Source organism: Embleya australiensis, assembly GCF_051903075.1.
GTDB lineage: Bacteria > Actinomycetota > Actinomycetes > Streptomycetales > Streptomycetaceae > Embleya.
The window spans coordinates 3,996,140-4,008,692 of the sequence record NZ_CP182423.1 but is presented as its reverse complement, the minus strand read 5'-3'; the positions used below and the strand labels follow the sequence as shown (position 1 = coordinate 4,008,692).

Below are 12,553 nucleotides of genomic sequence, written 5' to 3'. Positions count from 1 at the left end.
TCGAACACTGTACCGTACGCCGTACGTTCCTGGATCGAGACACCGATTCCAGGAGGCCGGATGTCCGTGGACGCACTCCCCACCATTGCCTACGACCGAGCCGAGCGGCTGCTGTTGCACAACCGATCCCGGCTCGCCCTGCGGGCCAAGGCGAAGCCTGTCTGGATCGGTGGCGGCGAGAGGTTCTGGTACCGGGTCGAGACCGAGCGGGGCGGCGAGTTCGTGCTGGTCGACCCCGCCGCCGGGATCCGGGAGCCGGCGTTCGACCCCGAACGGCTCGCCGCCGCGCTGGCGTTTGCCGCCGGCCGACCGGTCCAGCCGTACGCGCTGCCGTTCCGGGCGGTCGAGTTCGCGGACGGGACGGTCGCGTTCGACGCGTTCGACGCGCGCTGGACCTGCCGGCTGGCCGACTACCGGTGCGCGCGGGACGAGCAGCACGCCAAACCCTCACCGCTGGAAGTCGCCTCGCCGGACAAGAAGTGGGCGGCGTTCCGCCGCGACCACGACCTGTGGGTACGTTCGGCCGAGACGGGCGAGGAGTTCGCGCTCACCGCCGACGGCACCGCGGATCGGAGCTACGCGGGCCACCCCGACGCGGCGGTCCCCACGCACCTGCTCGGCAAGCTCGGCCTTCCGGACATGCCACCGGCGCTGCTGTGGTCGCCGGACTCGGCGCGCGTCCTCACCCACCGCACCGACCAGAGCGATGTCGCCCTGATGCACCTGGTCGAAGCCGTGCCGCCGGACGGCGGCCGGCCGCGCCTGCGCAGCTACCACTACCCGATCCCCGGCGAGCCGGTGAGCCGCGGCGAGTGGATCGTCTTCGACGTCACGTCCCGGACCGCAACCCCCGCCGAGACCGACCCGTTCCTGCTGCCCTACATGTCGCCTTTCACGCTGAAGAAGGCGTGGTGGGCCGAGGACAGCGCGACCGTCTACTACCTGGATCAGCCCCGTGACCTCCGGACGCTGCGGCTGCACGCACTCGACCCGGCGACCGGCGAGGTGCGCACCCTGATCGAGGAGCACGGCGACACACGGGTGGAGGCCGCGCAGGAGATCACCCGGAAGCCGATCGTGCACGTGCACGCCGGCGGCCGCGAGACGCTGTGGTATTCCCAGCGCGACGGCTGGGGGCACCTGTACCGCTACAAGGGCGGGGCGCTGGTCGAACAGCTCACCCGAGGGCCGTTCGCGGTGCAGGAGATCGTGCACGTCGACGAGGCGGAACGGGTCGCGTACGCCGTCGTCTCAGGACTGGTCCAGGCGGACCCGTACCGGCGGTCTCTGGTCCGGGTCGGCCTGGACGGCGGCGGAATCGCCAAGCTCACCGACGACGATCTGGACCACGTGATCACCGCGCCGGAACACGGCCGCTGGTTCGTCGACTCCGCGTCGACCGTCGATACCCCGCCGACGATCGCCGTGCGCGACCGGGCCGGAGCCGTGCTGGTCGAGCTGGAACAGGCCGACATCACACCGCTGCTGGCCGCCGGCTGGACGCCCCCGGAGCGGGTCACGACCCTGGCCGCCGACGGCGTCACCGAGATCTACGGCGTCCTCTACAAGCCCCACGGCTTCGACGCCGCGCAGCGCTACCCGGTGATCGACCACCCCTACCCGGGCCCGCAGATCCACCGGGTGGCGGCCTCCTTCGACCCGGGCGCCTACGGCCACGACGCCGAGGCGGTGGCAGCGCTGGGCTTCGCGGTACTGGCCGTCGACGGCCGCGGAACACCCGGCCGGGACAAAGCCTTCCACGACCACGCCCACCGCAACATGGGCAGTGCGGGCGCGCTCGAAGACCATGTCGCGGCGCTGCGCCAACTCGCGGAAACGCGGCCGTGGCTGGATCTGGACCGGGTCGGCGTCTTCGGCATCTCCGGCGGGGGATTCACCACCGCCCGCGCCCTCCTGGCGTTCCCCGACTTCTACAAGGTCGGCGTGGCCGAGGCCGGCAACCACGACAACCGCCACTACCACGCGCTGTGGGCCGAGGCCTACGACGGCCCGTTCGACCCGGACGCCGGGGCCCGGCTGTCCAACACCGAGCTTGCCGGGAACCTGGCCGGGAAACTACTGCTCGTCCACGGCGACATGGACGACAACGTGACACCGCATCTGACCATGCGGCTGGTCGACGCGCTGATCGCTGCGAACAAGGACTTCGACCTGCTGATCGTCCCCGGCGCCGAGCACACCTTCCTCGGCCGCAACGGCTACGTCACCCGCCGCCGCTGGGACTACCTGGTGCGCCACCTCATGCACCGCGAGCCGCCGGCCGGCTACCGGCTACCGGACGTCCCGCTCTCCCCGGAACTGCTCGAAACCCTCTTCGGCTGACACGGAAAGGACCTTCCCCATGCCCACCTTCTCTGCCCGCGCCCTCCAAGACCTCTGCGACCACAGCCGCGAGCAACTCGGCGTCACCGGCGCCCAGGTCGCCGTCTTCGGCGGCGACGGGCTCCTGCAGGCGGTGTCCGGGACCGCGAACGCCGAGCTCGGCACGCCGGTCACCGACGACACCGTCTTCCAGATCGGCTCCACCACCAAGGTGTACACGGCCGCGCTGGTGATGCAGTTGGCCGACGCCGGCCTGGTCGACCTCGACGTGCCCGTCACGCGCCACCTGCCGGGCCTGCCGCTCGCCGCCGGCACGCAGTGGCGCGAGATCACCCCCCGCCGGCTGATGTCGATGACCAGCGGCCTGGACAACGGGCCGTACATCGACACCGGCCGGAACGACGACGCCGTCGCCCGCTACATCGGCCTCCTCGCCGACATCCCGCTCACGTTCGCCCCGGGATCGTCGTACGGCTACAGCAACGCCTCGACGAACGTGTCGGGGCTGCTGATCGAGGCGCTCACCGGTCAGTGCTGGGACGAGGCACTGCGCGACCGGCTGCTCCGCCCGGCCGGGCTCGTCGAGTCGGTCAGCCTGTTCGAGGAGCTGCCCTACCATCGCGTGGCGGTGGGCCACGTCGACGGCGTGGTCCGGCCGTGGTGCTTCGCCAGAGGGTGCGGCCCGGCCGGCTCGTCACTGGCGACCTCGGCCCGAGACCTCGCCCGCTTCGGGAGCATCTTCCTGCGCCGGGGCCTGGCCGAGGACGCCACCGTCCTGCTGTCCGCCGACGCCGTCGCCACCATGGAATCGCCGCAGGTGGACGTGCCGGCACGAGTCTTCGCCGACTCCTGGTGCGTGGGCCCGTACCGCAAGGTCTGGGACGGCGTGGAAGTCTTCGGGCACAGCGGCACCACCCCGAACGGATCGTCCTGCCTGCTCTGGGTGCCGGCCCTCGACGTGGCGGTGGCGACGACCGTGAACACGCCGCACCAGGGCTACCCATTCGCCGACGCGGTCTTCGATGTGGTGTTCCGGGACTGGCTCGGCGTCGCGAAGCCGCGGCGGCCCGTCCCCGACCCCGGCCTGGAACTCGACCTGTCGGCGTACACCGGGATATACGACGCGCACGGCGTCCGCTACGCGGTCACCGCGACCGCCGGCACCCTGCTGCTGGACGCCCACAGCACCGGCGCCGAGAAGGTCCACACCAAGCTGCTGCCGATCGCCGACCACCGCTTCCTGCCCGCCGACGACGCCGTCACCAGCCACCACGCCTGGGACATCGCCTTCACCATCGGCGCCGACGGGCGGGCCACCCTGCTGCACAACGGCGCGTTCGCCGCCCGCCGCACCGCCTGACGAACGGAGTTCCACAGGTCAGTAGGAGTTACGCAGCCCCGAAACGCCTCGCCCGCTACTCCAGGCGACCGAGACCGTCGCCATCCGCCGCGACCTCGCCGAACACGACCCGGCGAGGTATCGCCTCCGCCTCGCCGCCTCGCTCCGCGAACTGGCCCCCGTCCTGCGGTCGCTGGGCCGGCGCAGCGACGCGGTGGCCGCCCGTAGGGAGGCCCTCGCATTGGAAGGGAAGGCGTGAGGCCCCGGGCGCGACGGGGCGAACGGCGTCCTGTTCACCAGGGTCGGTGCGATGTCGGTGGACGATCGGCGCGGCGAACGCCCCGATCGACACCCTGATGGGCTTCCTGGGCCCGGCCGGCCCGCGCTGAGAGGACGTGCCCTGGGTCCTGGACCTGGCGCGGCCCGAGGCGGCCCCGGCCACCGGGCCGGACCTGCGGCCCGAGGTGCTGTTCCCGACCACGGCCCGACACGAGCGCCCCCACCCTTGCGTCACCGGGTCGTGGACACTCACGGACAGGACACGTGTCCACGACCGGGCGGCAGACGTTCACGAAGGCGATGTCAGGTCGGCGGTAGGAGCAGGACGAGTTCTCGGGCCAGGGCATCTCGTGCGCACCACTCTCGACCCGCATTTCGCCGGGCGATGGCGAAAAAGCCACGGCCGCCTCGCCGACCGTGGGCCGGCACCCGGCGTCGTCGGGCAACCAGGTGAAGCGCCTTGCCCACCGGTCGCCGGCGCGGGGGCTCCGTCCCCTGCGACAGCGGCGGCGGCAAGCGGGCGTTCCCGGTCGTACGTGCCACGGCAGCCCGCAGGTGACCTGCTACGGTCGATCGCCCGATGATCCAGGAGACTTTGGTGGACGAAGTACCGAAGGCACAGCCGAGATTGCGGCGACAGCCGCAGCAGGCCCGCAGCCGTGCCCGGGTCGATGCGATTCTCGCTGCTGCCGACCGGATCCTGGCTCAGGAGGGGTACGAGGCGCTCACGATGCGGCGGATCGCCGAGGAGGCGAACGTTCCAGTCGGCAGCATCTACCAGTTCTACCCGGACAAGGGCGCCGTGGTGGACGCGCTGGGTCAGCAGTACCTCGCGAACTTCCGGGTCGTCATCGACGAACTCGTCGAGCGGGCCACCAAGGGCGAGTTGATCGATTTCGTGGACACGGTCGTGGACCTGTACACCGATCTCTTCCGGCGCCAGAGCGGCGGAGTCGCCCTGTGGTCCGGCCGGCACCTCAGCACCGAACTCGCCCGGGCCGACGAGGCCAGCAACGCGCTCGTCGCCGATGGCCTGAGCCGCATCATGGAGCTTCTGACCGACCGCCCGGGCGACCACCGGACGCAGCGGGCAGCGCGGATGGTCGTGTGGGTCGCCGATTCCGTACTCCACCAGGTTTTCCGAGCGGGCAGTCCGGCGGGGCCGGAGACCCTGAACGAGCTCAAGCGGATGCTGCGCCTGTATTGGGAGGACTTGCGTGGCGAATTGCTGGCCGCGGACGTGTGACGCGCGTCATTCCGGACGGAATGTATTGCCCATGACACTCACAACGACCCTGCACCGGTGGTTCGTCGGTTCCGAAGTGCGGGGCGCGGCGGGCTCCGACCGAGATCGTCAAGGGCGGTAACCGCGCGGACGCGGACGAGGGCGCGTTCGACCACGCTCGCCATCGTGTGTCCGTGCCCTGCCACAACGGCGCTTCCCGACACCTACAGCCCGCCCTGAGGGCGAGGAACTGCGGCCGCCGACGACGGCTCCGAGGGTGACAGCCACCACTGTCCCTCATCGAAACGGACCAAGAGCGCCCGCCGCACACGCCCATCGACCTGTTGACGGCGAAGGTGTCCCCCTCGCCCCGCTCCCGGCCGCCGACGTCGCCCATCCGCTCGATCTTCCGGGCATGGCCGCGTACGCACCCGATTCCCGTCTGCCCGGCGCGTCGAACCCGACGTCGGCGTGGTCCCGAGCTTGCGCGCAGCCGGGATCGAAAGCGTGCACCCAGTCGATCGCTGTGAGCCACATCACATAGCGCGGCAGCCGGCGACCCATGTAAACAAGACCCGAACGAGCGTTCATGTTTCCTGAGGGCGCTGTTCACAACATCAGCAGCCGGCGCGAACCGGCCTCGGTAGACGCACGCATGCCGGTTCGCTGTCCTCGATGACCCGCTCGGGACGACCGCCCGGCCAGGCGAGTCCTCCCGAGTCAAGACGGAAGTGATGCGCATGTCGGCCCAGTTCACTCACCCGACCGCTATGCCTCGGTTCCCCGCGTCCTTCGTCTGGGGCGCCTCGACCGCGGCCTATCAGATCGAGGGCGCGGCCGCGGAGGACGGGAAGGGCCCGTCCATCTGGGACACCTTCGTCCGTCGGTCCGGCACCATCCGGGACGCACACTCCGGCGAAGTAGCGTGCGACCACTACCACTTGCTCGACCAGGACGTGGACCTCATGCGCCTGCTCAATCTGGACGCATACCGCTTCTCGCTGTCCTGGCCACGTATCCTGCCGACCGGCGCCGGCAACGTCGAACCGCGCGGCTTGGATTTCTACGACCGTCTGGTCGACACCCTGCTCGATGCGGGCATCACACCCACCCCGACCCTGTTCCACTGGGACCTGCCCCAGGCCCTCGAGGACGAGGGCGGCTGGCTGAACCGCGATACCGCACACCGGTTCGCCGAGTACGCGGCTGTGGCCGGGGCGCGACTCGGCGACCGGGTCAAGACCTGGATCACCCTCAACGAGCCGTTCATCCACATGGCCTTCGGCTACGGCTTCGGTACCCACGCACCCGGCCGCACGCTCGTGATGGGCGCCCTGCCGGTCGCGCACCACCAACTGCTCGCCCACGGCCTCGGGACGGCCGCGCTGCGCGCCGCCGTCCCGAACGCGCAGGTGCTCATCGCCAACAACTGCACCCCCGTCCGGCTGCTCGACGACGCCCGGTCGCCGGCGGACGCGGATGCGGCCCGCGCCTACGACACACTGCACAACCGCCTGTTCAACGACCCCTTGCTGCTCGGGACCTACCCCGACCTGTCGGCCTACGGCATCACGGACGCGAGCTGGGGTGGAGTGGTACAGGACGGGGACCTCGCCACCATCGCGGCTCCCCTGGACGGGCTGGGTATCAACTACTACAACCCGACCTGGATCACCGCCCCGGCGGATCCGGCCGCAGGCCTGCCCTTCGACCTGGCCGAAGCGGACAAGCCGTACCGGCGCACCGCCTTCGACTGGCCGGTGGTCCCCGACGGGCTCACCGAACTCCTCACCGGCCTCCGAGCGCGCTACGGTTCCGCGCTTCCGCCGGTATGGATCACCGAGAACGGCTGCTCGCAACCGGCCGGACTGCACGACCAGGCACGCATCGACTTCCTCGCCGAGCACATCTGCGCCATCGCGCAAGCGATGAACCAAGGCGTGGACGTGCGCGGGTACTTCACCTGGTCACTGATGGACAACTTCGAATGGGCCGAGGGCTACCACCAGCGCTTCGGCCTGGTCGAGGTCGACTTCGAGACCCAGACCCGCACACCTCGCGCCAGCTTCGAATGGTACCGAGACCTGATTGCCTGCCGGCAGCCCTGAAACGGGTTACGGATCGACGGCAACCGACCCCCACACGCGTTCTCGGGGAATGCGGGAACCGCTCGGTGCCCTTGGGCCGCGAAATACCAGTGGGTTGCACCGGCCCAGCCTCGCGGAGGCGAACACTCGGCGGCCCCGACGTCGCTGGACGCTCCGTGGAACGCGAGCGTGTCGGCGCCAACACGACACCGGAGGAGATCTCCGTGAAAGTCCACCAAGTCCTCGGCCCCCGCAGGGGCCGGCGATGAGGCGCCGCGCCGTACGGCGCAGCCTCACCGCCCACGCCTTCTTCCTGCCGTTCCTGCTCGCCTTCGTGATCGCCGTCGTCGCGCCGCTGGTCTACGCCATCGATTTGAGTCTCCATCAGGAGCGCATGATCGGCGGCACCACGTTCACCGGTCTGGACAACTACCGCAAGGCGATCAAGGACAACCTCTTCCACGTCGGTCTCGGCCGGGTCGCGGTGTTCTTCGTCATCCAGGTCCCGTTGATGCTGGCACTCGCCCTCCTGGCGGCCCTTGCCGTCGACAGCGGTCGCCTGCGGGCACCCGGACTGTTTCGGGTCGGCATGTTCATCCCTTACGCGGTGCCGGGAGTCGTGGCCGCGCTGATGTGGGGTTACCTCTACGGTGACCGGTTCGGCCTGGTCGGCGAAGTGCAGGATCTGCTCGGCGTCGACCTGCCCGACTTCCTGTCCAGGGGTTGGATGCCGGCTGCGATCGGCAACGTCGTGACGTGGTCGTACGTCGGCTACAACATGCTGATCCTCTATGCCGCGTTGCGATCGATCCCCGACGAGTTGTACGAGGCAGCCGAGATGGACGGCGCCGGCGCGATCCGCAAGGCGTGGAGCATCAAGCTTCCCGCACTGCGCCCGGCTCTGCTGCTGACCACGGTCTTCTCCGTCATCGGCACGTTCCAGCTGTTCAACGAACCGAGCGTGCTCCAGTCCCTATCCCCTGCGGTCATCACCACGAACTACACGCCCAACATGTACGCCTTCAGCCTCGCCTTCGACGGCGGCCAATTCAATTACTCCGCCGCGATCGCGGTGCTGTTGGGGCTTGTCACGGTGGTCGTCGCGTACGTCGTACAACTCGTGACGGCGCGAAGGGAGCGGATGCTGTGAGTGTCGATGTGAGCGTCCCCGCAGGTGGAAAGCGCACGACGAACGTGGCCGGCGCGCTGCCCCGGCGCAAAGCGCTGCGGCCGCGCGGCGGTCGGTCCCGGCGGCGTGGCAAGAGCACCGCGTTGACCGTGGCGATGGGCCTGATGCTCGCGTACGCGTTGGTTCCGCTGGTGTGGCTGTTCATCAGCGCCACCAAATCCAACCGCACCCTGTTCGATTCGCCCGGTCTGTGGTTCGGCGACGGATTCCATCTGTTCGCCAACATCCACGACGTGCTGACCTACGACGACGGCATCTATCTGCGCTGGTTCGGCAACACGCTGATGTATTCGGTGGTCGGCGCCGGAGGCGCGGCGGTGATCGCCACGATGGGCGGCTACGCCTTGGCGAAGTTCGATTTCGTCGGCCGCCGCTTGCTGTCCGCGCTGGTGCTCGGCGCGATTTCGATCCCGTCGACCGCGATCGCGGTGCCGACGTACCTGCTCTTCACCGAAATGGGCATCGTCAACACCGCGTGGGCGGTACTGCTGCCCAGTCTGGCCAGCCCGTTCGGGCTGTATCTGATGCAGGTGTACGCCCGCGACGCCATCCCCGACGCGCTGTTGGAGGCGGCCCGTATCGACGGCGCCGGCGAAATGCGGATCTTCTTCACCATCGCGCTGCGACCGCTCGTCCCGGGTTTCGTCACGGTGCTGCTGTTCACACTCGTGGCGACGTGGAACAACTACTTCCTGCCCCTGATCGTGCTCAGCGACCCCGACCTGTTCCCGCTGACGGTCGGCCTGCACCGATGGAACTCGATGGCGCAGGGCGGCGGCGGCGCGGGCACGCCGACGCTGCCGCTGGTGCTCACCGGCAGCCTGCTGGCGATCCTGCCGCTGATCGCGGCGTTCCTCTTCCTCCAACGGTTCTGGCAGTCGGGCCTGACCGCGGGCGGCGTCAAGCAGTAGCCGCGCACCGCCGACCGCCGCCGAAGTCCGCCCGCCCCACCCACGTCCTCCGTCCGATCCGCTTGTGCCTGGAGCTTCCGATATGCGTATTTCGCCCGTGAATACCCGCTCGATCCGGCGCGGCTCGGCCGTGGCCACCGCCGCCACCCTCGCACTCACGCTCGCCGCGTGCGGCGGAGGTTCCGGGGGCGGGGGTACGTCCGGCGGCAAGTCCGATCCCGCGGCCGTGCGGGCCGCGCTGGACAAGCCGGCCGAGATCACCTTCTGGACATGGGTGCCGAACATCGAGAAGACCGTCGCCCTGTTCGAGAAGAAGTACCCGAACGTCAAGGTCCACGTCGTCAACGTCGGCCAGTCGAAGGACCAGTACGTCAAGCTCACCGGAGCGCTGAAGGCCGGCACGGGCGCCCCCGACGTCGCGCAGATCGAATACTTCGCGCTGCCGCAGTTCGCGCTGACCAAGTCGCTGGTCGACATGGCCGACTACGGCGTCGGCGGCCTGAAGGACAAGTTCGCGGCGTCCGCGTGGTCCCAGGTGAACGTCGCCGGTGGCATCTACGGCGTGCCGCAGGACACGGGCCCGATGGCGATGTTCTACCGCAAGGACGTTTTCGAGAAGTTCGCAGTGGCGCCGCCCAAGACGTGGGAGGAGTTCGCCGCGGTCGCCAAGCAGGTCCACGCGGCCGACCCGTCCGTGTTCATGACGTTCGCCGATCCGGACGACGCCGGCGCCGCGACCAGCCTGATGTGGGATCTCGGCGGCAAGCCGTTCACCGTCGACGGCACGACCGGGGTCACTGTGAACCTCAAGGGCGACCCGGGCAGCAAGGCGTACGCGGACGTCTTCGGACCGCTGATCAAAAACAAACAGGTCGACGGCAACTCCGGCTTCAACAGCGAGTGGTTCCAGGCGATGGTCGCCGGCAAGTACGCGGTGTGGATGGCCGGCGCGTGGGCACCCGCAGTGCTCGAGAAGTACCTCCCGCAAGGCAGGGGCCAGTGGGGGGTGGCGCCCATGCCGGGCGGCGCCGGCGCGGAGAACGGCGGCTCGGCGGTCGCGGTCACCACACAGTCGAAGAACAAGGAAGCGTCGGTCGCCTTCGCGCAGTGGCTCGACTCCGACCCGGAAGCCGTGAAGTCGCTCAACAGCGACGTCGGCCTGTTCCCGGCCACCAAGGTCCTCCTGGACGACCCGGCGTTCCGCTCCGCCGAACTGCCGTACTTCCCCGGCTCCAAGCCGAACGAGGTCTTCTCCGACATGTCCAAGGCGGTCCGCCCCGGCTGGCAGTACCTGCCCTTCCAGGTGTACGCGAGCAGCATCTTCAAGGACACCGTCGGCCAGGTCCTGCAGAACGGCGGTGACCTGACCGCCGCGTTGGCGACCTGGCAGGACCGGCTCAAGTCGTACGGCAAGGAGCAGGGCTTCACCGTCAAGTAGGCCGCAGGGCCGCTCATCCCAAGGCTGCGGCGAGTGTGACCTCCTCGGCCGTTCCTGCTCCGCCCCCGGTCCGGGCCCGGCTGTCCCGAGGCCGCGCACAAACTGGAAGGTTCCCCATGGCCACCGTTGTCACCGATCCCGGCACCGCTCTGCGCCTTCCCCTTCTTCCCGGTGAGCGCTGGTGGGGAGGAGCCTCGGCAGAGGGCCGCAGCATGCCGTACGCCCCCGGCTACGCCATGGATCTGCGCGACCTGATGGGCAATCAGGGAATGCCGATCCTGCTGTCGAACCACGGACGTTGGGTGCACAGCACCACGACGTTCACGTTCGAGGTAGGTGCCGACATGCTCATCGTCACCCCTCACGAACCCTCCTCGGTCATCGAACACGCTCGCGGCTCGATCGACCTGCGCGGCGCCTATCGCGACGTCATGGCCCGTCACTACCCGCCGGCCGGCGCTCTCCCCGACCCGCTGCTGTTCACCGCGCCGCAGTACAACCTCTGGATCGAGACGGTCTTCGAACCGACCCAGGACAAGGTCCTGGACTACGCCGAACGCCTGCTGGCCGAAGGCTTCCCACCCGGCGTCCTGATGATCGACGACCAGTGGAGCAACAGCTACGGCGACTGGACGTTCCATCGCGGGCGCTTCCCCGAGCCGGCCGCCATGGTGGCGCGTCTGCACGAACTGGGCTTCAAGGTCATGCTCTGGCTGGTGCCGTACGTGACACCGGACTCTCCCGCGGCCCGCACGCTCCACGACGCGGGCCTGCTGCTGCCCGACCTCATGGGGCAATACCCCGCGGCGGTCGGCCTGTGGTGGAACGGCATCAGTGCGGCACTGGACATCGGCAAGCCCGAAGCCGTGGCGTGGATCCAACACGCACTGGACCGGCTGCACAACGAACTCGGTGTCGACGGCTTCAAATTCGACGGCGGCGACTCGGGATGGTGGCGGCAACTCGGTGTCGCCGATCCGGAGGCGTACACCCACACGTGGAACCGGATCGGTCTCGCGTGGCCTCTCAACGAGTACCGCGACGCCTGGCGCACCGCCGGACTGCCGCTCGCGCAACGCCAGCAGGACAAGTACCACCAATGGGAGGGACGGTTCGGGGTCGAGAGCCTCATCCCCAACGCCTTGGCCCAGGCCGTCACCGGCCACGCGTTCACGTGCCCCGACATGATCGGCGGCGGCGAATTCCGGTTCGTGCCGCAGGGGGACACGTTCGATCAGGAACTCTTCGTGCGCTACGCCCAGATCGCGGCGCTGTTCCCCATGATGCAGTTCTCGGCGGCCCCGTGGCGCGTCCTCGACCCCGAGCACCTCGCGATCGTTCGCGCGGCCGCGCTCCTGCACGTCGAGTTCGGCGCGGAGATCCTCGCCGCGGCGGAATGCTCGGCGAAGACCGGCGAGCCCATTCAACGGCCCCTCGAGTGGGCGTACCCGGGGCACGGCTACGCGGGGGTGACCGACCAATTCCTGATCGGCGACACGCTGATGGTCGCACCGGTCACGGTACGGGCCGCCACCTCGCGCGAGGTCCGCGTCCCTCCGGGGCTTTGGCGGGCCGATGACGGCACCACCTACGAGGGCCCCGTCACGGTCGTGGTGTCGGCGCCGCTCGCCCGCCTGCCCTACTTCCGCTTGGTGAGGGAGGCGTGATGCGTATCCGCGTGGGCCCGATCAGGCGTCGACCGGCAACCCGAACTCGGCCCATTCCGAGGCGCGGGCGGGCAC

General features: G+C 69.4%; 8 protein-coding genes. All 8 read left to right on the top strand.

Going from position 1 to position 12,553, the window contains the following annotated elements:
* The first annotated feature begins 60 nt into the window (after positions 1–60).
* A complete protein-coding gene (locus ACMXN5_RS47810) occupies positions 61–2,343 on the top strand; it encodes a DPP IV N-terminal domain-containing protein (protein ID WP_439681162.1) in 2,283 nt (760 codons plus the stop codon).
* Positions 2,344–2,362: 19 nt separating this feature from the next.
* Complete coding sequence (locus ACMXN5_RS47805; RefSeq protein WP_439681161.1) at positions 2,363–3,703, top strand: serine hydrolase; 1,341 nt, start codon at positions 2,363–2,365, stop codon at positions 3,701–3,703.
* An 838-nt stretch (positions 3,704–4,541) separates the two neighbouring features.
* A complete protein-coding gene (locus ACMXN5_RS47800; RefSeq protein WP_439681160.1) occupies positions 4,542–5,207 on the top strand; it encodes a TetR/AcrR family transcriptional regulator in 666 nt (221 codons plus the stop codon).
* 749 nt (positions 5,208–5,956) lie between these two features.
* Complete coding sequence (locus ACMXN5_RS47795) at positions 5,957–7,294, top strand: GH1 family beta-glucosidase (RefSeq protein ID WP_439681159.1); 1,338 nt, start codon at positions 5,957–5,959, stop codon at positions 7,292–7,294.
* Positions 7,295–7,538: 244 nt separating this feature from the next.
* Entirely contained in the window at positions 7,539–8,423 is an 885-nt protein-coding gene (locus ACMXN5_RS47790) for a carbohydrate ABC transporter permease (protein ID WP_439681158.1), read from the top strand.
* Positions 8,420–9,373: a carbohydrate ABC transporter permease gene (locus ACMXN5_RS47785; protein WP_439681157.1), complete on the top strand. Its 954-nt coding sequence runs from the start codon at positions 8,420–8,422 to the stop codon at positions 9,371–9,373. Before ACMXN5_RS47790 ends, ACMXN5_RS47785 begins: the two co-directional genes overlap by 4 nt.
* A gap of 82 nt (positions 9,374–9,455) precedes the next feature.
* The gene (locus ACMXN5_RS47780; protein WP_439681156.1) at positions 9,456–10,811 is read left to right on the top strand and encodes an ABC transporter substrate-binding protein; all 1,356 of its coding nucleotides are present in this window, start codon (positions 9,456–9,458) and stop codon (positions 10,809–10,811) included.
* A gap of 116 nt (positions 10,812–10,927) precedes the next feature.
* On the top strand, positions 10,928–12,478 hold the full coding sequence (locus ACMXN5_RS47775; protein WP_439681155.1) for a glycoside hydrolase family 31 protein: 1,551 nt from the start codon (positions 10,928–10,930) through the stop codon (positions 12,476–12,478).
* Positions 12,479–12,553: the final 75 nt, after the last annotated feature.